Here is a 24,882-nt window from a genome sequence, read left to right as displayed (position 1 = left end):
TGCCCTTCTGTTCGGAGGTAGCCCGACTCCGCACGAGCGTACCCGCGAGGACCGACACGGGTTCCGTCGTGACGCCCCGTGTCGCCTCATGGACAGCGAGCACGACCGAGCGCAGACGCGACGACGCCCGCGACTCCTCTTCGGAGCGCGGGCGTCGTCGGATGGGCTGCTGCGACTCAGGCGTCGCGGAGGACCGTCTCGAGGTAGCTGTGCGTCATCGCCCGGTACGCCTCGATGAGGGCCTGGTCGGGGTGGTCGCGGTCGACGTGCGCCCGGGCGAGCACGGCGTGACCGGACTCGGCGAGGACCGTCCAGGCGCGGTCGAGCGCCTCGCTCGCCGGCAGGTCGAACCGCTCGCGCATGACCTGGCTGACGGCGCCCCCGAGCGCGGCCATCCGGTCGTCGTCGTCCCCCGTCCCGGCGTCGGCCGTGTCACCGAAGCCGATCGCGCGGAACCCGGGCTCGGTGCGGTACATCTCCGCCGTCATGTCGATGAGCGCGTCGCAGCCGGCCTTCCAGTCGGCCGCGCCGCTGGACTCGAGCGCATCGACGAAGCGCGCGGCCAGGCGCTGGGTGCAGCGGATGGCCAGGGCCTCGACCACGGCGATGCGGTCCGGGAAGTAGCGGTAGACGGTGCCGATCGACGCCCCGGCGCGCTCGGCGACCATGGCCGTGGTCAGGCGCTCGAACCCGATCTCGTCGATGACCGCGGCGGCGGCGTCGAGCAGACCGGCGAGGCGCGCCGAACTGCGGGCTTGGACCGGCTCGTTCCTGAGCAGTGATGATCCCCCCGGCAGTGCGTTCGAAACCTCGGTGACGAGCACGTGTACTCCTTCTCGCGTCCTCGACGCGCTCCCCGCGCGGCGGTCCGCACGGCGGTCGTGTTTCACCGTCCACACGACAGTGGACGGTGGTGTCCGGCCAATGCTCGCAGACTTCGTCTGGAACTCGGCTGCGACTCTCCCGGACGAGGATGAGCAACCTCGGGTCCGGCGGGGTCCCCACGTGGAATGATGGGGCGATGCCCGACCCGACTCCCCACGAGCCGTCGCTGGCCGAGCCGATCCTGCACCGCGCGGCACGCATCGAGGACGCCGTGCAGGAGTTCCGCGAACAGCGCGCCCGCCGCCGCGGACTCGTCCCCACCGTGATCCCGTACACCGGGTACGGCGCCCCGGGGTGGGTCCGCGTCCTCGCTCGCGTGCTCCTCACCCGGCGCGGGCTCGCCTCGGACGCGTCGTACATCGGGGTGCGCGGGTGGCGCAGCTTCACGAGCGTGGCGGTCGACTCGGCCGAGGTCACGATCACGGCCGGTGGTCGCAGCCACGTCGTGCAGTCGGACCGCGGCGGGGTGGTCGACGCCATCGTCCCGATCGACCTGGAGCCCGGGTGGCGCACCATCGAGCTCTCCGCGGGGGGCCACCGTGCGGTCCAGGCCGACGTCTTCGTGGTGCACCCGGACACCCGCTTCGGGCTGCTCTCCGACATCGACGACACCGTGATGGTGACGAGCCTGCCCCGCCCGATGCTCGCGGCGTGGAACTCGTTCGTCCTCACCGAGCACGCCCGACGTCCGGTACCGGGCATGTCGGTGCTGTACGAACGCGTGCTGGCACAGCACCCCGGTGCCCCGACGGTCTACCTGTCCACGGGAGCGTGGAACGTGGCGCCGACCCTGCAGCGCTTCCTCACCCGGAACATGTACCCGACCGGCACCCTGCTGCTGACGGACTGGGGCCCGACGCACGACCGCTTCTTCCGGAGCGGGCAGCTGCACAAGCAGGAGAACCTCCGGCGCCTGGCGCGGGACTTCCCGGACGTGCAGTGGCTGCTCGTCGGCGACGACGGCCAGCACGACGAGTCGCTGTACGGCGAGTTCTCCCGAGAGCACCCGGGCAACGTCGCGGCGGTGGCGATCCGCCAGCTCTCCACGAGCGAGGCGGTCCTCGCGGGTGGTCGTTCGAAGGCGCAGGAGCGGTCTCGTGACTCGGCGGCACCGTGGGTGTTCGCCCCCGACGGCGCCGGCCTCTGGACGGAGCTGCAGCGGGTCGGCGTCGTCGAGGCCGACTGACCCAGTGCCACGACGAGGGCGGACCGGCTGAGCACCTCTTCAGCGCAGCCTTCACCGGGCGGTGGCGTGGTTCGATCAGGGCATGCACTCTGCGCGCATCGAGGACCACGCCCTGATCGGCGACACCTACACCGCGGCGCTCGTCACTCGTGACGGCACGATCGACTGGGCCTGCCTCCCCCGCTTCGACAGCCCGTCCACCTTCGCGGCGCTGCTCGGGTCCGCCGAGCACGGTGGCTGGTCGCTCCGCCCCACCGACGACGACGCCACCGTCCACCGTCGGTACGTCGGCGACTCGCTCGTCCTCTCGACGGTGTGGACGACGAGCACCGGCGTCGTCGAGGTCACGGACTTCATGCCGATGGGCGCGCACCGGGCCTCGATCGTGCGCCGGGTGCGCGGACTCCGCGGGCAGGTCGAGATCGAGCAGGTCCTCACGATCCGGTTCGACTACGCCAGGGCCCTGCCGTGGGTGCGGCAGATCGGCGGCGACGAGGACCCCGCCCTCCTCGCCACCGCCGGCCCCGGCTCGGTCGTCGTGCGCGGCCCGCGCTTCCGATCACGCGACCGCCACCACCGGGCGACCACGACCGTCCGCGACGGCGAGGTCCTCGACACGGTGCTGACCTGGTACCCGTCCCACCGCGAGCCGCCGGAGCCCCTCGACGTCACCGCGGCGCTGCACCGGACCACGCGGTGGTGGGAGGACTGGATGACTCCGGTCCGCACCCACGGGCGCTACGTCGAGGCGACGCGGCGGTCCCTGCTCCTCCTCCGCGCCATGACCCACGGCGAGACCGGTGGCGTCGTGGCGGCCGCGACCACGAGCCTCCCGGAGGACCCGGGCGGCGAACGCAACTGGGACTACCGGTACGTGTGGCTCCGCGATGCCTCGCTCGCGCTCGCCTCGCTCATCGCGCACGGGTACCGTGACGAGGCCGCGCACTGGCGCGGCTGGCTCCTCCGCGCGATCGCGGGCGACCCGGCGGACGTGCAGATCATGTACGGGGTCGCGGGCGAGCGCGACCTGCCCGAGCGGACCCTCGACGAACTGCCCGGGTACGCGCACTCGACGCCGGTCCGGATCGGCAACGGGGCCTACACCCAGTACCAGGGCGACGTGTTCGGCGAGGTCCTCGCGGCCCTGCACGACGCCCGTGAGCTGGGCGTCGAGGAGAACGCTGACTCGTGGGCGCTCCAGCGGGCCCTGCTCGGGTACGTCGAGGAGCACTGGCAGGAGCCGGACAACGGCATCTGGGAGATGCGCGGACCCCGCCGGCACTTCACGCACTCCCGGGCGATGATCTGGGCGGCGTTCGACCGGGGCGTCGCGGCCGTCGAGGAGTTCGGCCTCGAGGGCCCGGTCGACCGCTGGCGCACGCTCCGCGACCAGGTGCGCGCCGAGATCGAGGAGCACGGCTGGAACCCGGAGCGGAACAGCTACCGGCAGCACTACGACACCGACGAGGTCGACGCGAGCCTGCTCGTGCTCCCCCAGATCGGCTACGTGAAGGCCGACGACCCGAGGATGACGGGCACGGTCGCCGCGATCGAGCACGACCTCCGCACCGGCGACGACGGACTGGTCCTCCGCTACCGCACCGAGGCCGGGTTCGACGGCCTGTCCGGGAGCGAGCACCCGTTCCTCGCGTGCTCGTTCTGGCTCGTCGAGCAGTACGCCGCCTCCGGCAGGATCGAGGACGCCGAACGGCTCATGGACGTCCTGGTCGGGTTCGCGAACGACGTCGGCATGCTCTCCGAGGAGATCGACGTCGCGACGGGGCACCACATCGGCAACACCCCGCAGGCGCTGTCACACCTGACACTCGTCTCGGCGGCCGACGCGATCGCGCGCGCCCGCGGCGCGTCGGCGGGGCACCGGACCCGCCTCGCCGTCCACGACGGCGGCACGCGCTCCTGGACGGGTGAGGGCGAGCGCGCCGGCACGACGTCCTGATCGTTCCGCGCGTCGGAGGACGTTCCCTCCGTCCTCCGACGCGCGATTCGTCGTTCCAGGTCGGTTGCGATGAGCAGGACGCAACCCACCGCAGGACGTGACCCCGCAACGGACTGGAGGCACGGTGCCAGCCGGCACCGTGCCTCCCGTCCGTCAAGCCCGCCCGTTCAGGACGCGACAGGCGCGTCCGTCAGGACGAGCTCACCCAGTCCGCGGGTCCGCGCGAACCGGCGCGGTACTCCTCCAGCGGGACCTCGTTCGCCTTCCAGGCGTCCACGACCGGCTCGACGATCTCCCAGCAGCGCTCGGCCACGTCACCGCGGATCGAGAGCAGCGGGTCGTCGTGGAAGATGCCGTTGAGGACCTCGCCGTAGGGCGTGAGCTCACCGTCGTCGAACGACGAGGACAGCGTGATCTGCCCCATCTCGAACGGGTTGCCGCCACCGTTCGCCGACACGCTCAGCTCGATCTCGTCCGGGTTGAGGACGATGCGCAGCGTGTCCTGCTTCGGCCGACCGGTCAGACCGGAGGGCAGGCGCGTCACGGGCTTGAAGGTGATGAGGACCTCCTTGCGGCTGGCGCCGAGCGCCTTGCCGGAGCGGAGCGTGAACGGCACGCCGGCCCAGCGGGCGGTGTCGACCTCGACCTCGATCTCGGCCAGCGTCTCGGTACCGCGCGTCTTGTCGACGCCGTCCTCGTCCTGGTACGACGGCAGTTCCTTGCCGTCGATCGTGCCCTCGGTGTAGACGGCACGGCGCGACGCGACCTTCGGGTCGTCGCCCTTGAGGCGCGTCGAACGCAGCACACGGGCGAGCGACGACCGGAACTCGACGGCGTCGATGGCGGCTGGGGCGTCCATCGTGACGAGCCCGAGGATCTGCAGCAGGTGCGACTGGATCATGTCGACCAGAGCGCCGGCCTCGTCGTAGTACTGCGCGCGGTTCTCGAGGCCCAGGGTCTCGTCGTAGAAGACGTCGACCTTCTCGATGTTGTCCGCGTTCCAGATCGGCTCGAACAGACGGTTCGCGAAGCGCAGACCGATGATGTTGAGGACCGTGGTGCGACCGAGGAAGTGGTCGGTGCGGTGCACACGCTCCTCGGGGACGAGCTCGAGGACGGTCTTGTTGAGCGCCTCGGCGCTGGCGACGTCCGTGCCGAACGGCTTCTCGAACGCGAGCGTCGTGCCCTCGGGGAGCTCGACCTCCTGCAGCGCCTCGCAGATGTCCGACGCGATCTGCGGCGGGAGCGCGAAGTACAGGATCGGCTCGGCCTCGGCGGCCGCGAGGAGTGCCTCGAGGTGCTTCGGGTCCGTCGGGTCGCCCTGGATGAACTGCGTCGACTCGAGGGTCGCGTCGACCTCCGGGCCCTTCACGTCCTGGGACGCGAACGACTTCGTGACGACGTCCTTCCACTGCTCCTCGCTCCGGGCGCTGCGACCGGTGCCGATCAGCTGGACGGGGACCGCTCGACCGCTCTGCAGGAACGTGCCGAGGCCCGGCAGCAGCAGGCGGGAGGCGAGGTCGCCCGTCGCGCCGAAGATGATGAGGGTGCGCTTGTCGGTCACCTGAGGTGACTCCTTTCGCTGTTGTGGGGGTGGTCCGCTCCGAGTCAAGTCGGTTGCGGGCCGTGTTGTTCCCAGTCCGGGGGCTGGGGAGTCGTGCGGGCGCCGGGGCACGCCCTGGTCCGGACGCACTTCGGGCGGCACCGGATGTGGTGCCGCCCGAAGATCGTCAGGGGTGGGACGGGGTCAGTGCCCGAAGTTCCCGCGGTAGTACTCGTAGACCCAACCCACGAGCGTCACGGCGACGAACGCCATGCCGATCGGCACGAGCCAGAGGCCGGCCGCGACGCCGAGGAAGCAGATGCCCACGGCGAAGGCCAGGAGGATCGGCCACCACGACCACGGGCTGAAGTGCCCGAGCTCCGCGTCGCCGTCCTCGATGTTCGCATCGGCACGGTCCTCGGGGAGGACACCGCCCTGCGACGACATGACCTTGCTGAGGTAGAACGCGATGAACGCGGACATGATCCCGGTGAGGCCGATCGACACCGTGCCGACCCACTCGATGACGCCGTCGTAGTAGATGTACGACCAGATCGTGTAGGCCGCATCCGCGAGGATGAAGAAGACGAACAGGATCCAGAACAGGTTCTTGTTGGCGCGCATGGCGTTACTTCACCTCGCCCTTCGCGGCGTCGTAGGTCGGGGCGTCGGGAGCGTCCTTCGCCGGGCCCACACCGATCGGCACGCCGGCCTCGGGGTGGTTCAGATCGAACGCCGGGGACTCGGAACGGATCCGCGGGATCGACGTGAAGTTGTGGCGCGGCGGCGGGCAGCTGGTGGCCCACTCGAGCGAGCGGCCGTAGCCCCACGGGTCGTTCACGGCGACCTTCGGCGCATTCCGCGCGGTCACGTAGATGTTGTAGATGAACGGCAGGAACGAGATCGCGAGGATCATCGAGCCGATCGTCGACAGCTGGTTCATCCAGGTGAACCCGTCGTTCGGCAGGTAGGTCGCGTAGCGACGCGGCATGCCGATGACGCCCAGCCAGTGCTGGATGAGGAACGTCGTGTGGAAGCCGATGAAGAGCAGCCAGAAGTGGATCTTGCCGAGGCGCTCGTTGAGCATCTTGCCCGTCCACTTCGGCCACCAGAAGTAGAACCCGGCGAACATCGCGAAGACGACGGTGCCGAACACCACGTAGTGGAAGTGCGCGACGACGAAGTACGAGTCGGACACGTGGAAGTCGAGCGGCGGCGAGGCCAGGATGACGCCGGTGAGACCACCGAAGGTGAACGTGATGAGGAAGCCGACCGACCAGAGCAGCGGCGTCTCGAAGGTCACCGAGCCGCGCCACATCGTGCCGACCCAGTTGAAGATCTTCACGCCGGTCGGGACCGCGATGAGCATCGTCATGAGCGAGAACCACGGCAGCAGGACGCCACCGGTGACGTACATGTGGTGCGCCCACACCGTGACCGAGAGGGCCGCGATGGAGATGGTCGCGTAGACGAGCGTCTTGTACCCGAAGATCGGCTTGCGGCTGAACACCGGGAAGATCTCGGACACGATGCCGAAGAACGGCAGCGCGATGATGTAGACCTCGGGGTGGCCGAAGAACCAGAACAGGTGCTGCCAGAGCAGCGCCCCGCCGTTGGCCGGGTTGAAGATCTGGGCGTTGAACACTCGGTCGAGGCCGAGGCCGAACAGCGCCGCCGCGAGGACCGGGAAGGCCATCAGGACGAGGAGCGCGGTCACGAGGGTGTTCCACGTGAAGATCGACATGCGGAACATCGTCATGCCCGGGGCACGCATCGTGATGATCGTCGTGATGAAGTTCACCGCGCCGAGGATCGTCGAGAAGCCGGTCATGCCGAGGCCGAAGACCCAGAGCGTCCCACCGAGTCCCGGTGTGAACGTCGTGTCACTCAGCGGCGCGTAGGCGAACCAACCGAACGAGGCCGCGCCCTGCGGGGTGAGGAAGCCGCCGACCGCGATGAGCGCGCCGAAGACGTAGAGCCAGAAGGCGAAGCCGTTGAGTCGCGGGAAGGCGACGTCCGGTGCGCCGATCTGCAGCGGCATGACCGCGTTCGCGAAGCCCGAGAAGAGCGGCGTCGCGAAGAGCAGCAGCATGATCGTGCCGTGCATCGTGAAGAGCTGGTTGTACTGCTCCTTCGTCGCGACCACGTGCAGGCCGGGCTCGAAGAGCTGGGCTCGGATGACGAGCGCCATCACACCCGCGAGCAGGAAGAAGATGAACGACGCGATCAGGTACATGTACCCGATGGTCTTGTGGTCGGTGGAGGTGATCCACCGGACGATGATGTTGCCCTTGCGGCCCACCTTCGACGCCTGGAAGTCCAGGGTCGTGGTGCCTGCCGCCGGCTGGCCGACGAGCGACGTGGTCATCTGACGGAGCCCCTAATCGTTCTCGGACGCCGTCACGGGCGCCTTGTTGTTCGGTTCGTTCGTGTTGGTGTTGTACTCGTCACCGAGGAGACCGGTCTTGCCCTGCTCCGCGAGGGAGTCGAGGTACTTCTGGTACTCGGTCGGCGTGACGACCTTCACCTGGAAGAGCATGAGCGAGTGGTACTCACCGCAGAGCTCCGCGCACTTGCCCTGGTACGTGCCGAGCTTCTCGGGGATGAAGTACTCGTCGTTCTGCTTGCCGGGGATCATGTCCTTCTTGTAGAGGAAGTCGATCACCCAGAAGGAGTGGTTGACGTCGCGGGAGGACAGCTCGATGTGCACCTTCTTGCCCTTGGGCAGGTACAGCGTCGGGAGCTGCGACTCGTCGATCGCGCCGTTCGCGTTCTCTTCTTCTTGGGCCTGGATGCCCTGGTAGTAGACGCTCTTGGACTTGTCGTCCTCGTTGATGTAGTTGAAGTCCCACGCCCAGCGCTTGCCGTAGACGTGGATCGTCGCGTCGGCCTTGGCGAAGGGCTGCTCGATGGCGGCCTGGTCCTTCGCGGTGAAGGCGAAGAAGCCGAGCACGAGGATGAGCGGGACGATCGTGTAGAAGATCTCGAGCGGCATGTTGTACCGCATCTGCACCGGGAGGCCGGTCTGCCCCTTGCGGCGGCGGTAGACGATCGCGGCCCAGATGATCAGGCCCCAGACGATCAGACCGACCGCGAGGAGGACGACCCAGCTCGTGGTCCACAGACCGACGATGCGACTGGTGTGGTTCGTGACGTCACGCGTCTGCTCCGTGCCGGGGAGCCATCCGTTGAGCTGCTGCTGCGTGCAGCCAGCCAGTGCGATGACCAGACCGACGGCCACCGGGATGGCCGCCCAACGTATACGGCGATTCGAACGCACTATTACCTCTCGGAATGACGTGAACCCGGAGGAGCCGCGACGTGAAGGTCGCGCATGGCTCGCTCCCAGCTTGGTTGGAACACTCCTAGCTTACTCGCAGCCGGGGACAGCTCGCGCCAACCGGAGCTCCGCGTGGCCCCGTTCCGCAGCTGCCGAGGCCGTTCTGACCGGGACGAACGCGAGCGGGGAGCGACCTGCTCGGTCGCTCCCCGCTCGCGTGTCGGCTGGTGGGCGTCAGTGGAAGCTGTCGCCGCACGCGCAGCTGCCCTGCGCGTTGGGGTTGTCGATCGTGAAGCCCTGCTTCTGGATCGTGTCCTCGAAGTCGATCGTGGCGCCGTCGAGGTACGGGACGCTCATCTTGTCGACGACGACCTCGACGCCGGGCTCGAACTCGGCGGTGGTGTCGCCGTCGAGCATGCGCTCGTCGAAGTAGAGCTGGTAGATCAGGCCCGAGCAGCCACCGGGCTGGACGGCGAGGCGCAGGCGGAGGTCGTCACGGCCCTCCTGCTCGAGGAGGCTCGCCACCTTCGCGGCCGCCGCGTCGCTCAGCTGCACGCCGTGCGTCGGCGTCTCGGTCGCCGTTGCGGTCTGCGCTTCGGTGATGGTGTCGCTCATCGCGCGTCTCCCTCCGGGCGGTGCGGATCACCGCGCCTCGTGACGATTGTAAGCACGCTCCACCGACGTCCGCAGCAGGCGGCTGCGCGCTGTGGAGGGACGGAGCCCTGTGGAGAGCGCGGACGGACGGGAGGCCCGTGGCGGCGTCGTCACGGGCCTCCCGTCCGTCCTGCCGCGCGTCAGCGCGTCGCGAGCCGCGCCAGCAGGATCGTCTCGGAGGCGATCGCGCGGTGCAGCACACCGAGGTGCTGCGACTCGTTCGGGCTGTGCGCGCGGGTGTCCGGGTCCTCGACGCCCGTGACGAGGATCTGCGCGTCCGGGAACTCCGCCGCGAGGTCGGAGACGAACGGGATCGACCCGCCGATCCCCTGCTCGACGGGGTCGGCGCCCCAGCCCTCGCGCATCGCGGTGCGCGCGTCCTGCACGGCCCAACCGGCGGTGTCGACGAGGAAGCCGTCGCCGGCGTCGGGCTCGCTGATGTCGAGGCGGGCGCCGAAGGGCACGTGCGCGCGGAGGTGGCGCTCGACCGCCTCGTACGCGTCGGCGGCCGACTGCCCGGGGGCGATCCGGACCGAGACCCGTGCGGAGACCGTCGGCAGGAGGGTGTTCGACGCGTTCGCGACGCTCGGCACGTCCATGCCGGTCACGGTGATCGACGGCTGGAACCACATCCGGCTGAGGACCGGCCCGGTGCCGACCGGACGGACGCCGGGCAGCAGGGCGGCGTCGGCCGCGAGCTCCTCGTCCGAGCGCTCGGGGACGTCGGCCTCGTACGAGGTCAGCCCCTCGACCGCGACCGAGCCGTCGTCGTCGTGCAACGAGGCGAGCAGGCGCACCATCGGGATCATCGCGTCGGGCGCCGCTCCCCCGAACATGCCGCTGTGGCTCGCGTGCTCGAGCGTCGTCAGCGTCAGCTTGAACGTGACGTTGCCGCGGAGGGACACCGTGATCGAGGGGACCTCGGTGGACCAGTTGTCGCTGTCCGCCACGACGATGACGTCGGCGGCGAGGTGCTCCTTCTGCTCGCGGAGGAACGTGCGGAACGACCTGGAGCCGAACTCCTCCTCACCCTCGACGAACAGCACGACACCGAGGTCGAGGTCGTCGCCGAACTGCGCGTGCAGGGCCCGGAGCGAGGCGATGTGGGTCATCACACCGGCCTTGTCGTCTGAGGCACCGCGGCCGTAGAGGCGGTCACCGCGGAGGGTCGGCTCGAACGGCGGCGTCTCCCAGAGCGCGTCGTCGCCCTGCGGCTGCACGTCGTGGTGGGCGTAGAGCGTCACCGTCGGCTTGCCGTTCCGGGCCGGACGGACCGCGAGCACGGCGGGCTGGCCGAGCTGCTCGGCGGCGTCCTCCTCGGCGACGTCCGACGTCGCGCCGTCGAACGCCGACCGGACGATCCGGACGTCGTCCGCGCCGAAGACCCCGGTCGACCGCGCCAGGTCCGCGACGGCCTCGGCGCTCGCCCGCACGTTCGCCGGGTCGAACGCCGACCACGACACCGAGGGCAGGCGGACGAGGGCGGACAGGTCGGCGATGGTCGCCGGCAGCGCCCCCTGCACCTGTTCGCGCAGGGCGTCGAGGAGTGCGGGGTCGGTGGCTGCTGCGTGCTGGTCGGTGTCGGTCATGTCCCGTAATCTAGAGGACGATCCAGCACGCAACCGCAGTCAGGAACCCACCGTGGCGAAGGCAGCCCCCAAGACCAACACGACCGTCAACCCGACCGAGGCCGAGCTCCTCGAGCAGGGCAAGGGCCGGCCGACGCCGAGTCGTCGTGAGCGTGAGGCCGCGAACCGCCGCCCGCTCGTCGGCAACTCCCCCGCCGACAAGAAGGCCGCGCGTGCTCGTCTCAACACCGAGCGCGAGAAGGCCCGCGTCGGCATGGCGAACGGTGAGGAGCGCTACCTCCCGGCGAAGGACCGCGGCGAGCAGCGTCGCTTCGTGCGCGACTGGATCGACGCCCGCTGGAACGTGGGCGAGGTCATGATGCCGGTGCTCGTGATCTTCCTCATCCTCGGGTTCGCCGCCGCGCAGACCGTGCTCGCCTCGTACGCGCTGCTGCTCGTGTGGGCGTTCGTGGCGCTGTTCGTCGTCGACTGCGTCGTGCTCTGGCTGTCCCTCCGCAAGAAGCTCACGAACAAGTTCGGCGCGATGCAGCGCGGCACGTTCTTCTACATCCTGACGCGGGCGTGGCAGCTGCGGTTCCTCCGCCTGCCGAAGCCGCAGGTGCGTCGCGGGCAGTACCCGGCCGTCTGACCCCGGGTTCGTCCCGCTCGGAGCGCCGCTCGACCTCGGTCGGGCGGCGCTCCTGTGTGTGCGGCGCGCGCGGCGCGGCCGGGCGGGCGGCCGGCGCGAGTCGGTCGCACGACATGCCGCTCGCGTTCGCCGGAGCCGACCCTTCGTGCGCCCAACGTGACACGCGCACGGCAGGTCCTGCGACCAACGCACGTCCCCCGACGGACGGGAGGCACGGGTCGGGCCGGCACCGTGCCTCCCGTCCGATGCGAGGACGGTGAGGTTCCACGACTCGCCGCGTGCGTGGTCGGTGAGGTTCCACGACTCGCCGCGTGCGTGGTCGGTGAGGTTCCACGACTCGCCGCGTGTGTGATCGGTGAGGTTCCACGACTCGCCGCGTGTGTGGTCGGTGAGGTTCCACGACTCGCCGCGTGTGTGTCGCCCAGGTTCCGAGGACGGGCGTCGTTGGGCCCGAGATGCCGAGATTCTGGAACCTCGACGGGACGAACGACGCGCGCGAGGGCGCGTGCGCCGGCGCGCGTGGCGCGGCGCACGGCGCGCGCGGCGCTCAGCGCGCGGCGCGACGCAGCCGACGACGACGCAGGTGGTTGATCCGCGCCGCCCAGGTCGGCCCCTCGTAGAGGAACGCCGTGTAGCCCTGCACGAGCGTCGCCCCCGCGTCGATGCGCTCCTGCACGTCCCGCTCGCTCGTCACCCCGCCGACCGCGATGACGCAGAAGTCCTCGGGCACGGCCGAGCGGACGCGGCGCAGGACCTCGAGCGAGCGGGCGGCGAGGGGTGCGCCGGAGAGTCCCCCGGCGCCCATGGCCTCGACCTCGGCCGCCGGCGTCCTCAGCCCGGAGCGGTCGATCGTGGTGTTGTTCGCGATGACCCCGGCGAGCCCGAGCTCCACCGCGAGCCCGGCGATGGCGTCGATCTGTTCGTCGGTGAGGTCCGGCGCGATCTTCACGAGCACGGGTGTGCGCCCGGCGGCGTCCCGCACGGCGGTCAGGAGCGGCCGCAGCTGGTCGAGTTCCTGCAGCCCGCGGAGTCCCGGGGTGTTCGGCGAACTGACGTTCACGGCGAGGTAGTCGGCGAACGGCGCCAGGAGCCGGGTGGACTCGAGGTAGTCGTCGACCGCGTCCACCACGTCGACCACGCGGCTCTTGCCGATGTTGACGCCGATGACCGGACGGCCGGGGTTCCGACGGGCTCGTTCGAGCCGCCGCGACGCGGCCGGGGCGCCGTGGTTGTTGAACCCCATGCGGTTGATGAGCGCCCGGTCCGGGATGAGCCGGAAGAGCCGGGGCTTCTCGTTGCCCGGCTGCGGCTTCGCGGTGATCGTGCCGACCTCGACGTGCCCGAAGCCGAGCACCCCGAGCCCGCGGATCCCCTTGGCGTCCTTGTCGAACCCGGCGGCGAGGCCGAACCGCGACGGGAAGTGGATCCCCATCGTGGTGATGCCGTCCGCTGCGGAGGGGCGGGAGGACCGCTCGACCAACCGGCCGATGAACGGCACGTGCGGGATCACCCGGATCACCGCGAACGCGAGGTGGTGGGCCCGCTCGGGGTCCATGTTCGCGAACACCGACCGGAAGACGACCTCGTACCCGCCGCGGATCGCCCGTTCGACGCCGACGCTCATGCGTCCGCAGCCTCTGCGCGGGAGGCTGCGTGGTGGTCGAGTCGGAGCTGGGCGATGGCGTCCTCGAAGTCCTCGAGGGAGTCGAAGGCCTGGTAGACGCTCGCGAAGCGGAGGTACGCGACCTCGTCGAGCTCCCGGAGCGGCACGAGGATCGCGAGGCCGATGTCGTTCGCGTCGATCTGGCTCGACCCGGACGACCGCACGGTCTCCTCCACCCGCTGCGCGAGGACGGCGAGGTCGCCGTCGGTCACCGGCCGGCCCTGGCACGCCTTCCGAACGCCGGACACGATCTTGTCGCGGCTGAACGGCTCGGTCACGCCGTTGCGCTTCACCACGTTGAGCGACGCGGTCTCGGTGGTCGAGAAGCGACGCCCGCAGTTCGGGCACTGGCGACGGCGACGGATTGAGGTGCCGTCGTCGCTGGTGCGGGAGTCGACGACGCGGGAGTCCGGGTGGCGGCAGAAGGGGCAGAACATGTCGGACCCAGGCTACCGGCTCGTGCGCTCCGTCACGGCGGCCCCGTGCGCCGGCAGCTGCTCCTCCGTCGCGAGCGCGACGATGTGCGGCGCGACCTCGGCCAGCGCCGCCGGCGAGTAGCGGATGACCTGCTGCGGCCGGAGGAACGTCGACGCGGAGAGCCCCGAGCCGAAGCGGGCCTGTCCGCCGGTCGGCAGGACGTGGTTCGATCCGGCCAGGTAGTCGCCGAGGCTCACGGGCGTGCTCGGCCCGACGAAGACCGCTCCGGCGGCATCGATGTCGGCGAGCACCGCGTCGTCGTCGGCGGTCTGGATCTCGAGGTGCTCCGGGCCGTACGCGTTGCTCACGGTCGCGGCGTCGGCGAGCGAGTCCACGAGGACGACCGCCGACTGCGGACCGTCCAGGGCGACCTGGAGGCGCGTGGCGGTCCCGACGCGCGCCGTGCGTTCCGGGATCGCCGCCTCGACCGCGTCGGCGAACGTCGACGAGGTGGTCACCAGGACGGCGCCCGCCTGCTCGTCGTGTTCCGCCTGGCTGACGAGGTCGGCCGCGACGTAGCCGGCGTCGGCCGTGTCGTCGGCGATCACGAGGATCTTGGTCGCCCCGGCCTCGGAGTCGATGCCGACGGTGCCGCGGACGATCCGCTTCGCCGCCGCGACGTAGTTGTTGCCCGGCCCGGTCACGAGGTCGACGGGCTCGAGGTCGATCTCGGGAACGCCGTACGCCAGCGCACCGATCGCCCCGGCACCGCCCATCGCGTAGACCTCGTCGACACCGAGGAGTCCGGCTGCCGCGAGGATCGTCGGGTGCACGTGTCCGCCGTGGTCGCGCTGCGGCGGGGACACGAGCGCGATCGAGCCGACGCCGGCGACCTGGGCCGGGACGACGTTCATGACGACGCTCGACGGGTAGACGGCCTTCCCGCCGGGGACGTAGAGGCCCACCCGACGCATCGGCTGCCAGCGCTGGTGGACCTCGGCGCCGTCGGCGAGCGTCGTCACGGAGCCGGCCGGTACCTGCGCGGCACTCGCGGCACGGACGCGCCGGATGGCCTCGTCGAGCGCGGCGCGGAGCTCGGGGGTGAGCCCGGCGACCGCGGCGGCGATCTCGGCAGCGGGGACGCGGACGTGCTCGGGCGCTCCCCCGTCGAACCGCTCGGCCTGCTCGCGGAGCGCCGTCGCACCGTGCTCCCGGACCGCGTCGACGAGCTCGCGAGCGGCGTCGACGGCGTGCGAGACGTCGCCGGCGGCGCGGGGCATGAGTCGGAGGAGTTCGGCACGGGCGGGCAGGCCACCGCGGAGGTCGATTCGCTGCATCATCAGGTCGCCAAGCCTACCGAGCACCCCCGACCGCCCCCTGCGGGCCGTGACCGCCCGGGCCGCGAGCCGCCCGGGCCGTGAGGGCCCGGTCCCTGACCGCCCGCTAACGTGAGGGTCGATGAACTTCGAGAAGGCGCGACGCCTCGTCACCGACCTCGTGCGTGTGAACGAACGGTACGCACGGGACGGCCACTACCGGAACGACGTCCGCGAGCGACTGGGACGCACGGTCTCCCGGGTGGACGTCCGCGTGGCGCGACGTGAGCGCGACCGTGCGCCGCTCGCCGCCCGCCCGTTCGAGGGACTCGTCGAGACCAGCCTCGCGATCGCCGGGATCCGCACCGTGGAGCGCGAGCCGGAGGTCGTCCTCGTCGTCGACGAGCTGCGCGAGGGCGCGGCTTTCGCCGGCGTGCAGACGGCCCTCGCGGTCGCCCTCGCACTCGGCGAGCGCACCGGCCGCCGGGTCCGGGTCGTGATGGTGCGTTGGACCACGCCGGGCAACAGCGCCGCCGCCGCTGAGGCCCTGGTCGCGGACCGTTTCCCCGAGTCGCGCGTCGACGGCCGCCCCGGTGTCCGGGTGGTGCGCCGCGAGGACGTCCTCGACGCGACGTTCGGCCGCGACGACGTGTGGATCGCCACGCACTGGAAGACGGCGCACCCGCTCGACGTCGCCGTGACCGCCGGGGTCGTCCCGCGTGACCGCGTCGTCTACCTCGTGCAGGACTACGAGCCCGGGTTCAGCCCGTGGTCGACCGAGTACGCCGTCGCTGCCTCGACCTACCGTGCGGGCTTCCGGATGCTCGTGAACTCCGAGCCGCTCCGGCAGTACCTCGCCGAGGTCGAGGACGTCGACGTCCCCCGTGACCGGTCGTTCGCCCCGCACCTCGACCTCGACCTGCTCGAGCGGGTCGCAGCGGCCCGGGAGCACGAGGACACCGTCCGCGTCCTCTTCTACGGGCGTCCGAGCAAGCACCGCAACCTGTTCCGGCTCGGTGTCGCGGCCCTCCGTGTCGCGGTGCAGGAGCTCGAGGGCGACGGCCTGCGGGTCGAGTTCCACTCCGCGGGCGAGCAGCACGGCGACGTGGAGCTCGACGGCGGTGCCGGCGACGTGAAGCTCGTGTCGCACGGGACGATGCCGTGGGACGACTACTTCCGCTTCATCGCGTCGACGAACGTGGTGCTGTCGCTGCAGCACAGCCCGCACCCGAGCCACCCGCCGTTCGACGGGGCGATCTCGGGTGCGCGCGTGGTGACGAACGAGTTCCGCGACACCCGGGGGCACCTGCACCCGAACCTGACGGCGGTGCCCGCGGACGCCCGGTCCCTCGGTCTCGCCGTCGCCGACGCGGTCCGGCGGGCAGCGGCCGGGGGGCCGACCCCGTTCGCCCCGGTCGCCGACGGTGCGCTCGGCGGCCCGCTCGACGCAGCCGTGGACGCCCTCGCCCGAGCACTCGGCGGGCACGCCACCGATCCCACCGAGGAGCAGACCCGATGACCCGTACCACGCTCGTCGTCGTCCCGGTGTACGGCGACCTCGAATCGCTCCTGCGCTGCGTCGACGGCCTGGTCGAGCATCTCGACACCGAGCGCCACCGCGTCCTGCTCGTCAACGACTGCGGCCCCGACGCCGACACCATCGAGCGCGCGCTCCTCGACCGCACCGCGGGTCTCCCGGGCTTCCGGTACGAGCGCAACGACCACAACCTCGGCTTCGTCGGCACGTGCAACCGCGCCGTGACCGAGCTGGACCCGGGGCACGACGGCGAGGCCGTCCTCCTGCTCAACAGCGACGCCGTCCCGACCGCGGGCTTCCTCGACGCGATGCTCGCCGTCCTCGACGAGGACCGCACGGGCGTCGTCACCGCCCGCAGCGACAACGCGACGATCGCGAGTATCCCGTACCGGCTGACGAACCGCGGCGCCGCCCGCACAGAGGAACGCACCCGCGAGGTCTGGTCCGCGATCGCACCGCTCCTCCCGGCGTCGCAGGTCCTCCCCGTCGCGATGGGCTTCTGCTTCCTCACGCGCCGCGAGCTCATCACCGAGCACGGCCTGTTCGACGAGGCGTTCGCGCCGGGCTACGGCGAGGAGAACGACTACTGCCTCCGCATCGCCGGCCACGGCTGGCTCGCGAAGATCGCGAACCACGCCCTCGTCCTGCACGCGGGCGGCAAGAGCTTCTCCGGCAACCGGAACGCGCTGCGCGCCGCCCACCAGCGCGAGCTCGAGCGGCGGTACCCGTTCCTCCCGGACGCGGTGGCCGCCTACCAGCGGCACGGCACGACGGCGACGGAACGCTTCGCGGACGTGCTCGTCCCGGCCGGTCCGGCAGCGCGGCTCGCGGTCGACCTGCGGCACGTCGCGGACGCGGACGCACTGGTCCGGCAGATCGACGCGGCCTTCGGCGACGGCTTCGCCCTGGAGGCGCGGCTCCCCTCCGGCACGTCGGCCCCCGACACGTGGACCGTCACCTCCGACGAGCCGAACCCGGACGACCTCGTCACCGTCCAGGTCCTCGTCGACCCGACCCCCGCGGACCTCGTGACCGCGAACCGTCGCGCCGCGCACTGGGTCGTCGTCGACACCGGCGCCCCGGCGGTCCCGTGGTCGTCGGAGCAGTACCGCGCCGGTTCCGCGCGGGTCGCCGACCTCGTGCGGCCGTTCGCCGACGTCGTCACCCCCGACGAGCTGGAGAGCGCCCGTGCCGGGGTCGAGAACAGCATGCTCGCCCCGCTCGACGGCACCTCGGCCGCACTCGAGCGGCGTTGGGCGGCGTTCCTGCCGCTCGACCTCGCGGCGGCGCAGGCGGCCTCGGCGTCGTCGTCCGACGAGGTCACCCGGCTGCGCCGTGAGCTCGACGACCTCCGCGCGAGCCGCTCGTTCCGCACCGGCCAGGCCATCGCGAAGGTCGCCTCCCGTCTGCCGGGGCGCCGCTGATGCCCGGGCCGAAGAACGGTCAGGACGGCCTCGGTCGGATCGCGCGTGGGCTCGCGCGACGCCTGCGCGGCCCCGAGCGCCCCCTCTCCGTCGCGGACCGGCTCGACCGCTGGGCCGCCCGCATCGTCGAGTTCGGCATCGTCGACCGCGCGTACCTCGAGGCGCAGACCGGCCGGACCTTCGCGACCGACGCCGAGGCGGTGTCGTTCTACGTCCACAACGACGGACGACGCGGATTCTCGCTCAGCCCACTGGTCGAACCGGAGTGGATGCGCGAGCACCAGCCGGACGCCCGGATGTCCTGGTACGACGCGCTCCACCAGGAGGGGCCCGAGCTCTTCCAGACCGGCCCGCTCTTCGACGCCGGGGTGTGGGCGGCGTCACGGCCGGAGGGTCGCCGACCGGCGACCACACTCGATGCCCTGCGCGACTTCCTGCGCGAGGCGACCGACGAGACCGCGCTCCCCGTGCCTCCCGGCCGACGCGGCGCTGCACCGACGTGGGCCGCTGCGCGCGACGCCGCCCTCACCAACGCACGCGCGTACGCGGCCGCACAGCACCGCACGCGCCGCCGCTACCGGCAGCAGTGGGACGGGCCGAGCACCGACGAGGCGCTCGCGGCCCTGGCTCGCGGGGCCGCCCGCCGTGACGCGGAACGCCCCCTGGTGTCCGTCGTCATGCCGGTGTTCCGGCGACCCGACGTCGTGACGGCCGCGATCCGCTCCGTGCAGGCGCAGACGTACCCGCACTGGGAGCTGCTCGTCGTCGACGACGGCTCCGGCGACGACACGCTCGACGTCGTCCGTGCCGCTGCCGACGGTGACGACCGCGTCCGCGTGCACGAACGGCCGAACGGCGGCGCCGGGGCGGCACGCAACACCGGACTCGCCGCGGCTCGGGGTGAGCTCGTCGCGTTCCTCGACGCCGACAACACCTGGCGGCCCGAGCACCTCGCCGCCGCGGTCGCCGGGATCCTCGAGACCGACGCGCCCGGCGCGCACACGGGCCTGCGGATGGTCGGCGCGAACAACGACGACGACGCGACCGCCCCGGTCGAGACCTTCCGTGGCGAGGACGGCACCGTCGAGGACCTCCTCGCCGGCAACTTCATCGACCTCAACGCGCTCGTCGTCCGGCGGGACGTCGCCGACGCCGTCGGGCCCTTCGACGAGACGCTCCGCCGCTGGATCGACTGGGAGTGGCTGCTCCGCATCGCGCGGCACGCCGGGATGCCCGCGTACGTGCCGGTGATCGGCGTCGACTACGACAACGTCCGCGACGTCCGCCGGGTGTCCTCCGGGCAGCCGGCATCCTGGCAGGAGGTCGCCCTCGCGCGCCACCGCCTCGACTGGGACGCCCTCGCCGCCGCGCCGCGCACCGCGGGGCTCGTGTCCGTCGTCGTCCCGACGTACCGCGACTGGACGATGACCCGCCGGGCCGTCGACGCCGTCCTCGGCGCTGCCGACCACGACGGCGACGACGTCGAGGTGGTCGTCGTCGACAACGGCTCACCCCGCTCGGTCACCGGCGTGCTCGACGCCTGGTTCCGGGACGAACCGCGGGTCGTGCTCCAGCGCGAGGACCGCAACCGCAACTTCGCGCTCGGCAGCGACCTCGGGCTCGCCCGCTCCACCGGCGACGTCGTGGTGATGCTCAACAACGACACCGAGGTCACCACCGGCTGGCTCCGACCGCTCGTCACCGCGCTCGACGACCCGACCGTGCTCGGCGTCCAGCCGCTACTGCTCTACCCGGACGGCATCGTGCAGGCAGCCGGCACCGTGTTCGGCGGCGACAAGGTCCTGCCGTGGCACTTCCTCGGCGAGCACCCGCGGTACGACGCGACCGCTGCCCTGTCGGAGCCCGCTGCCCGGCGCTTCTCCGCGATCACGGCCGCCGCCGCAGCCTTCCGCGCCGCGGACCTCCTCCGCTGGCACGGCTTCGACCCGGTGTACGCGAACGGGCTGGAGGACGTCGACCTCTGCCTCCGCGCCCTCGCCGACGCCCCCGCGGGCTCGGCGTTCCTCGTCGAGCCCACGTCCGTCGTCGTCCACCACGAGAGCCGCACCGAGGGCCGCGACGACGCGCGCATCGAGAACCGGCGGGTGTTCGACGAGCGGTGGCGCGGACGCTACCCGGCGTCCGACGCCGCACCGCGGTACGAGGCTGCGGGGCTCCGGTACGCCGGGGTCGCGCCGGGGATGCCGAAGGGGCACGCGGTCATGGTGCGGTCGTCGCGGCCGGTGGTGGTGCGGTCCGTCCCGGACGTCGCCGCTCGTGCGGCCGGCGACGGCGCCGTTGACGCCTCGCGTGCTCCGCTCCGCGTGGCCGTCAAGCATGACGGGTCGCGTCCGCACGACGCCGCCGCCCTGGTGTCCGGCCTGGAGGCACTGGGTCACCTCGTGCAGGTCGACGTCCCGTCCGCCTGGTACCGCGGTTCGAGCGGGCTCGACGACGTGACCGTCCTCGTCGCGTCCGGCACGAGCAGCTGGGTGCCGCAGCCCGGGGCGCTGAACGCCGCGTGGGGCGCCGTGGGAGCTGAGGATGACTACGGATTCGTGGTGCCCGCCGATCGTCCGGCAGCAGCGATCCTGGAGCTGATCACAGCAATCGACTAGCCAGCCGACAGTCCGCTGATCCAGTGGGTTCGTTCACGGTTCTCCGAGGCTTCCGCAGCCGTCTGTTAACCATGGCGGAGCATGATCTCCTCATGTCGCTCCTCTCCGATGCCATCCGCTCGACCTTCACCGTCCGGTGCGTGGTCTGCGGTGCCGTCATCAGCAAGCGAGCTGCACTCGACCACGACGGCCTGGCGTTCTGCTCGGTCCTGCACGAGGCCGAGTACATCGTCGCTACGCTCGACTGACCCGCCGCCCACAGGATCGGGAGTCGTCCGATCCGCGCTGCAGCCCCTTGCCTCGATTTCGATTCTTCGCGGTCGTGGATGTGTCATCCAATTGTACGAGCGACGTTCCCTTTGCTCCTTCTCGACGAGACGTGACAAGTTGAACTGGCTTCTTGAAACGTCGATCGGACCAGTCCGTGTGCAGCGTACGTGATTCCATCCGCCTGACAATGACCTGCGCAGTGTTTCAATCGGGCGGGCCCTTCTCGATGTTCCCTCCGAAATAGTGGCCCTATCTTCTGATCGGCAGCGGTCTGCCGAAAGAGCCCGGTCGGAGAGGAACGATCATGCTGTGGATTCGAGGAGTCACTCTCCTGGCCAGTGCGGCAATCGCCATGGCAACGTTTCTCACCCCTGCCGCCACGACCTATGGCATGAGAGATCCCTTCACGCCGTGCGACGGGGTGGTCCGCCCGACCTCTGCCACGCAGGTATCAGAGCACGACTTCTGCTCGTTGGCCGTTCGCAACATCGGGCGCTTACGAGCCGGTCAAGCGGCACTTGTAACAGGCGCTGTTGTCGTCGACGACTCGAACAATGCTCCCCGAATTGATCAGCGCGCCTTTCTCAACGTGCAGCTCCGCTGCTTCCTCGCTGATCGGCCAGACCGCGCAGTCTTCGGAACCGATGCGGTGCGGAACGTTTACACAGGAATCCCGCGAACAACGATCTCGCCGCGTGCTGTTCTCCTTGTAAGGACGACTGGTGACTACACCTGTGTTCTCGACGCCAGGCAGTACAACGTCGCCGCAAACGTGCCGGACAGGACGTGGAGGATGGACGCGCCGCAGATAAAGTCGCAGACGGCGCCCCACGGAGTGAGCACAGCGGGACCGAACCACGACAAGTGGCCGCTCACGCGGGATGACGTCGTCCCGCAAGACGGGCCCGTCTCCGCGGCACGCCTGGACTTCGAACCAAGCCGCGGTGTCCGCAGGGTGCAGATCGACACGAGCGTTCCCCTGTCAACCTGCGCCTACCATTCTCCGGACACGGACGCTTGCTGGCCCGCAGCCGATCCGGCACCGCTGCTCAACCCTGGACAGCCGTTCGTCGCGATGGTGCAGCTGCGGGCCGAACAACACGAGCGCGGCTCTCGAGGCGATTCTTGTGGCACGCCGCTCGATGTACACACGCGTATCGAAGTGACCTCCGTCACGCATCATCTGACAGTGGAACTCGGCGGTACCCTCCGCTTGGACAGCCGCTGCTCAGGACCCGTCACGGTCGATTCGGTCGTTTCCGCGGTCGCTGGTCGCGGGTACATCGGCACGGCTGGCCCGGCGCGCGGAGAAGCAGGCAAGGCTTTCCAGGACGACATCGGCGCTTTTTGGGGCTGACGCGATGCCGTCCTGATCGGAGCCTCTTGCGCGCCGGCCGTCAGCGATTCAGTGGCTGCGTTGCAGCGGCCTGACGAATGAAAAGCGGCATCCGAGCAGCAGCTTCGGCCGAGGTATCCGGCGACGGGTTGACTCCATCGCCGCTCGCGCCTCCGCCCCAGGCGTTGTTCGACGCTCGTGCGAACGCGAACGGATCCGCAACAACCCAGCCTCTTCGTGCTCCGAGTTCGAACAGGTGCCGGTTCGCCACAATGCCGTTCGTCCGCCGGTTCACCTCGCCGTCAGTTCGATTGTTCGGCGGAACGAGACAGAGCAGCGCGGTCTTGCATTCAGCGAAACGAACGATCTTCTCGATGTTGGCGGTCATCGTCTCGAACGGTACGGAGGCGCGGACATCCTCCATGCCGAGCATCACCACCAGGACGTCAGCGAGGGACCGGCGTACCTGCCCGAAGGCGCGCTCAGAAGTGGCGCCCTCCTCCGCGAAGCCTCCGACCAGACGCAGATGGCGATCCGAGATCTGCTCTTTCCAAGATCCCGCTCTGGCGGTGATGCCGTCGCCAGAGACGGCGAACGAAAGCGAAGAGTGCGGGCTGATGCGGGATCGTCCTGTGAACATCGGTCGAGCCTATCGACCGCCGAGAACACGCAACGCCCGGCGATACCGGTCAGGCGACTGCCCCGCTCGTCCTCGACAGGACCTTGTCGATGAGCGACCTCATGGACGAGCCGAGCGACCGGTACTGCTCGGGACCTGCCGGATGCGTCCCGTCCTCGGACACTCCAGGCTTCCATCGGCGGCCGTCGCGGGCGAAGGACCATGGGTCGCCCCAGGACCATCCCTCTGCCTCAGCCAGCAGCCTCAGGTCCCGGTTGTACCGTTCTGCCGCTGACGGTTGCCACGCATACGGTGGGATCGCGGCCACCAAGACCTCACGAGGTCGTACGACGGATACGATTCGCCTGTAGGACGATGCTTCCTCTGCCAGTGTCTTGTGGAGGCGAACCGCGTTCGTGCCCCCGAGGATCACGAGGACATCGACATCATCGACGGGTCGCACGTTCTCAGCCATGCGTTGGGGTGTCGCGCCCGACCGCGCCCAGCCGCCTGCGAACTCGACGCCGTCCCCGACGGCACTTGGGATCCATGTGCCGTCGTCGAGACCGTTCCCGAGGAACTTCGTCGTGCCTGCGCTCAGCGAGTCACCGACCACCGCAAGCCGCGCGTTCTGAACCGAACCGCCGTCGTCAGCGGCCAAAAGCGTCGCGCGTTGCACCGTCACGAGTGAAAGCGCAAACGCGAGGGCTGCCAGCACCCCGACGATGGACCAGGCTCGGTGGATTCGCATCAGATGATTCTCCCGGAGGATCCACGCTCCTGCTTCATCACCTCGTACGATCTTCGGGTGTCCAGCACTGCAAGCGCCGTTCTCGCCCCATCGCGACGTCGACTCGCCGTCTTCCCGGTGTACCGCGACAACCCGTACCTCAACTTGCTGCTGCTGGCGCCTCGAGCGGCGGGCTGGAAGGTGCTCGAGTCGGCGCGGCTCGAAGCGTTCGAGAAGGACGTGCGGTCCTTGGGAAGAGGTGATGTCGTCCACGTGCACTGGACGGCTCCGATCGTGCAACGTGCAAGCACTTCAGAGGAAGGGACGGAGCGGCTCCGACGCTTCCAGGTCGCGGTTGACGACGCGCAACGTCGCGGGGCGACGGTCCTCTGGACAGTCCACAACGCCCTTCCACACGACGTTCAGCACAGGGCCTTGGAGCTTGAGTTGAGCAGATTCCTCGCCTCGACGGCGGATGTGATCCACGTGATGAACTCCGGCACTGCACGGGTGGTCGAAGACGACTACTCGCTTCCGCGCGCGAAGTTGGTCCACATTCCTCATCCGAGCTATCGAGGTGTCTACGAGACCGGCCTCTCGCGAGAAGAAGCCCGCGCCTCGTTCGATTTCGCTGAGGACGAGTTCGCCGTGCTCTTCTTCGGCCAGGTGCGCCCGTACAAGGGTGTTGATCTCTTGATCGAAGCCTTCCACAGGACGACGAGCACGGGTCGGTTCGTGTTCATGCTCGCTGGCAGGACCTCACCCGAGGACAAGGCGGTCATCGATGGCATGCTTCCCGAGGGGCTCCGCTGCGTGCGGCATCACGACTTTCTCGCCGACGAGGAGGTCGAGCGCTGGTTCGCAGCGGCCGATCTCACCGTCCTGCCGTACCGCCGCATCCTCAACTCGGGCACACTCCACCTCGCTGCGACCTACGGTGTTCCGGTCGCGCTTCCCGACGAGGACCACCTCCGGAAGGAGTTCGGAGCGGAGCAGTGGATTTCGTGGTTCAGCCCGGGAGATGTCGACGACCTCGCTGCTCTCCTGGAGCAGCGGCCACCCAGCGCGAACGGGGCGGCCGCCTTTTCCGATCGCTTGCGACCCTTCTCCGTCTCCCGCACTTATGCGAAGGTGCTCGCCCGGGCCGCCGGCTCGTGACGACCTGTCCGTCTGCTCATACTGAGGCATAATCGTTCACTGTTGCTCGCTCGAGCTCTGTCGGACGGAGAA

At 70.2% G+C, this 24,882-nt stretch carries 21 protein-coding genes; 9 read left to right on the top strand and 12 right to left on the bottom strand.

Annotated elements, in window-relative coordinates:
- Positions 1–176: 176 nt before the first annotated feature.
- On the bottom strand, positions 177–824 hold the full coding sequence (locus tag ABC270_RS08990; protein WP_412880471.1) for a TetR/AcrR family transcriptional regulator: 648 nt from the start codon (positions 822–824) through the stop codon (positions 177–179).
- 197 nt (positions 825–1,021) lie between these two features.
- Between ABC270_RS08990 and ABC270_RS08985 the strand changes: the two genes are divergently transcribed.
- Positions 1,022–2,071 (top strand): App1 family protein phosphatidate phosphatase, encoded by a 1,050-nt coding sequence (locus ABC270_RS08985; protein ID WP_412880470.1) that lies wholly within the window; start codon positions 1,022–1,024, stop codon positions 2,069–2,071.
- Positions 2,072–2,153: 82 nt separating this feature from the next.
- Positions 2,154–4,028: a glycoside hydrolase family 15 protein gene (locus ABC270_RS08980; protein ID WP_412880469.1), complete on the top strand. Its 1,875-nt coding sequence runs from the start codon at positions 2,154–2,156 to the stop codon at positions 4,026–4,028.
- Positions 4,029–4,218: 190 nt separating this feature from the next.
- On the opposite strand, the gene ABC270_RS08975 is transcribed toward ABC270_RS08980, so the two are convergent.
- The 6 genes from ABC270_RS08975 to ABC270_RS08950 form a co-directional block, all read right to left on the bottom strand.
- Complete coding sequence (locus ABC270_RS08975; protein ID WP_412880468.1) at positions 4,219–5,592, bottom strand: glucose-6-phosphate dehydrogenase; 1,374 nt, start codon at positions 5,590–5,592, stop codon at positions 4,219–4,221.
- Positions 5,593–5,775: 183 nt separating this feature from the next.
- A complete protein-coding gene (locus ABC270_RS08970; RefSeq protein WP_412880467.1) occupies positions 5,776–6,195 on the bottom strand; it encodes a cytochrome c oxidase subunit 4 in 420 nt (139 codons plus the stop codon).
- Positions 6,196–6,199: 4 nt separating this feature from the next.
- Positions 6,200–7,939 (bottom strand): aa3-type cytochrome oxidase subunit I, encoded by a 1,740-nt coding sequence (gene ctaD, locus ABC270_RS08965; protein WP_412880466.1) that lies wholly within the window; start codon positions 7,937–7,939, stop codon positions 6,200–6,202.
- A gap of 12 nt (positions 7,940–7,951) precedes the next feature.
- The gene (ctaC, locus tag ABC270_RS08960) at positions 7,952–8,851 is read right to left on the bottom strand and encodes an aa3-type cytochrome oxidase subunit II (protein WP_412880465.1); all 900 of its coding nucleotides are present in this window, start codon (positions 8,849–8,851) and stop codon (positions 7,952–7,954) included.
- A 234-nt stretch (positions 8,852–9,085) separates the two neighbouring features.
- On the bottom strand, positions 9,086–9,466 hold the full coding sequence (locus tag ABC270_RS08955; protein WP_058725877.1) for a HesB/IscA family protein: 381 nt from the start codon (positions 9,464–9,466) through the stop codon (positions 9,086–9,088).
- A 179-nt stretch (positions 9,467–9,645) separates the two neighbouring features.
- Positions 9,646–11,094: a dipeptidase gene (locus tag ABC270_RS08950; protein WP_412880464.1), complete on the bottom strand. Its 1,449-nt coding sequence runs from the start codon at positions 11,092–11,094 to the stop codon at positions 9,646–9,648.
- A 52-nt stretch (positions 11,095–11,146) separates the two neighbouring features.
- On the opposite strand from ABC270_RS08950, the gene ABC270_RS08945 reads away from it, so the two are divergent.
- Positions 11,147–11,722: a DUF3043 domain-containing protein gene (locus ABC270_RS08945; RefSeq protein WP_412880463.1), complete on the top strand. Its 576-nt coding sequence runs from the start codon at positions 11,147–11,149 to the stop codon at positions 11,720–11,722.
- Positions 11,723–12,269: 547 nt separating this feature from the next.
- Here ABC270_RS08945 and ABC270_RS08940 read toward each other — a convergent pair.
- Genes ABC270_RS08940 through hisD form a run of 3 tightly spaced genes read right to left on the bottom strand, consistent with a single transcriptional unit; the run spans position 12,270 to position 15,142 of the window.
- Entirely contained in the window at positions 12,270–13,346 is a 1,077-nt protein-coding gene (locus ABC270_RS08940) for a quinone-dependent dihydroorotate dehydrogenase (protein WP_412880462.1), read from the bottom strand.
- Complete coding sequence (gene nrdR, locus ABC270_RS08935; protein ID WP_412880461.1) at positions 13,343–13,822, bottom strand: transcriptional regulator NrdR; 480 nt, start codon at positions 13,820–13,822, stop codon at positions 13,343–13,345. The genes ABC270_RS08940 and nrdR overlap by 4 nt, the downstream gene beginning before the upstream one ends.
- 12 nt (positions 13,823–13,834) lie before the next feature.
- Positions 13,835–15,142, bottom strand: a complete 1,308-nt coding sequence (gene hisD, locus ABC270_RS08930; RefSeq protein WP_412880460.1) for a histidinol dehydrogenase — start codon at positions 15,140–15,142, stop codon at positions 13,835–13,837.
- Positions 15,143–15,260: 118 nt separating this feature from the next.
- Between hisD and ABC270_RS08925 the strand changes: the two genes are divergently transcribed.
- From ABC270_RS08925 to ABC270_RS08905, 5 genes are all read left to right on the top strand, one after another.
- On the top strand, positions 15,261–16,637 hold the full coding sequence (locus ABC270_RS08925) for a rhamnosyltransferase WsaF family glycosyltransferase (protein WP_412880459.1): 1,377 nt from the start codon (positions 15,261–15,263) through the stop codon (positions 16,635–16,637).
- On the top strand, positions 16,634–18,079 hold the full coding sequence (locus ABC270_RS08920; RefSeq protein ID WP_412880458.1) for a glycosyltransferase family 2 protein: 1,446 nt from the start codon (positions 16,634–16,636) through the stop codon (positions 18,077–18,079). The genes ABC270_RS08925 and ABC270_RS08920 overlap by 4 nt, the downstream gene beginning before the upstream one ends.
- Positions 18,079–20,697: a glycosyltransferase gene (locus ABC270_RS08915; RefSeq protein WP_412880457.1), complete on the top strand. Its 2,619-nt coding sequence runs from the start codon at positions 18,079–18,081 to the stop codon at positions 20,695–20,697. The genes ABC270_RS08920 and ABC270_RS08915 overlap by 1 nt, the downstream gene beginning before the upstream one ends.
- A gap of 92 nt (positions 20,698–20,789) precedes the next feature.
- On the top strand, positions 20,790–20,945 hold the full coding sequence (locus tag ABC270_RS08910) for a hypothetical protein (RefSeq protein ID WP_176491703.1): 156 nt from the start codon (positions 20,790–20,792) through the stop codon (positions 20,943–20,945).
- 326 nt (positions 20,946–21,271) lie between these two features.
- Positions 21,272–22,324: a hypothetical protein gene (locus tag ABC270_RS08905; RefSeq protein WP_412880456.1), complete on the top strand. Its 1,053-nt coding sequence runs from the start codon at positions 21,272–21,274 to the stop codon at positions 22,322–22,324.
- A gap of 40 nt (positions 22,325–22,364) precedes the next feature.
- Here ABC270_RS08905 and ABC270_RS08900 read toward each other — a convergent pair whose 3' ends face one another.
- On the bottom strand, positions 22,365–22,943 hold the full coding sequence (locus ABC270_RS08900) for an SGNH/GDSL hydrolase family protein (protein ID WP_412880455.1): 579 nt from the start codon (positions 22,941–22,943) through the stop codon (positions 22,365–22,367).
- Positions 22,944–22,992: 49 nt separating this feature from the next.
- Positions 22,993–23,673 (bottom strand): SGNH/GDSL hydrolase family protein, encoded by a 681-nt coding sequence (locus ABC270_RS08895; protein ID WP_412880454.1) that lies wholly within the window; start codon positions 23,671–23,673, stop codon positions 22,993–22,995.
- 57 nt (positions 23,674–23,730) lie between these two features.
- Here ABC270_RS08895 and ABC270_RS08890 point away from each other — a divergent pair, with 57 nt between their 5' ends.
- Positions 23,731–24,810: a glycosyltransferase gene (locus ABC270_RS08890; protein WP_412880453.1), complete on the top strand. Its 1,080-nt coding sequence runs from the start codon at positions 23,731–23,733 to the stop codon at positions 24,808–24,810.
- Positions 24,811–24,882 lie beyond the last annotated feature (72 nt).

The sequence above is a fragment of the Curtobacterium phoenicis genome (genome assembly GCF_047238015.1).
Classification (GTDB): domain Bacteria; phylum Actinomycetota; class Actinomycetes; order Actinomycetales; family Microbacteriaceae; genus Curtobacterium.
This window is presented reverse-complemented; position numbering and strand designations above follow the sequence as displayed.

Coding starts and splice junctions, on each gene's coding strand:
- ABC270_RS08985 (WP_412880470.1), top strand. CDS start 1,022: ATGCCCGACCCGACTCCCCACGAGCCGTCGCTGGCCGAGCCGATCCTG.
- ABC270_RS08980 (WP_412880469.1), top strand. CDS start 2,154: ATGCACTCTGCGCGCATCGAGGACCACGCCCTGATCGGCGACACCTAC.
- ABC270_RS08970 (WP_412880467.1), bottom strand. CDS start 6,195: ATGCGCGCCAACAAGAACCTGTTCTGGATCCTGTTCGTCTTCTTCATC.
- ctaD (WP_412880466.1), bottom strand. CDS start 7,939: ATGACCACGTCGCTCGTCGGCCAGCCGGCGGCAGGCACCACGACCCTG.
- ABC270_RS08955 (WP_058725877.1), bottom strand. CDS start 9,466: ATGAGCGACACCATCACCGAAGCGCAGACCGCAACGGCGACCGAGACG.
- ABC270_RS08950 (WP_412880464.1), bottom strand. CDS start 11,094: ATGACCGACACCGACCAGCACGCAGCAGCCACCGACCCCGCACTCCTC.
- ABC270_RS08940 (WP_412880462.1), bottom strand. CDS start 13,346: ATGAGCGTCGGCGTCGAACGGGCGATCCGCGGCGGGTACGAGGTCGTC.
- nrdR (WP_412880461.1), bottom strand. CDS start 13,822: ATGTTCTGCCCCTTCTGCCGCCACCCGGACTCCCGCGTCGTCGACTCC.
- hisD (WP_412880460.1), bottom strand. CDS start 15,142: ATGATGCAGCGAATCGACCTCCGCGGTGGCCTGCCCGCCCGTGCCGAA.
- ABC270_RS08925 (WP_412880459.1), top strand. CDS start 15,261: ATGAACTTCGAGAAGGCGCGACGCCTCGTCACCGACCTCGTGCGTGTG.
- ABC270_RS08920 (WP_412880458.1), top strand. CDS start 16,634: ATGACCCGTACCACGCTCGTCGTCGTCCCGGTGTACGGCGACCTCGAA.
- ABC270_RS08915 (WP_412880457.1), top strand. CDS start 18,079: ATGCCCGGGCCGAAGAACGGTCAGGACGGCCTCGGTCGGATCGCGCGT.
- ABC270_RS08910 (WP_176491703.1), top strand. CDS start 20,790: ATGTCGCTCCTCTCCGATGCCATCCGCTCGACCTTCACCGTCCGGTGC.
- ABC270_RS08905 (WP_412880456.1), top strand. CDS start 21,272: ATGCTGTGGATTCGAGGAGTCACTCTCCTGGCCAGTGCGGCAATCGCC.
- ABC270_RS08900 (WP_412880455.1), bottom strand. CDS start 22,943: ATGTTCACAGGACGATCCCGCATCAGCCCGCACTCTTCGCTTTCGTTC.
- ABC270_RS08895 (WP_412880454.1), bottom strand. CDS start 23,673: ATGCGAATCCACCGAGCCTGGTCCATCGTCGGGGTGCTGGCAGCCCTC.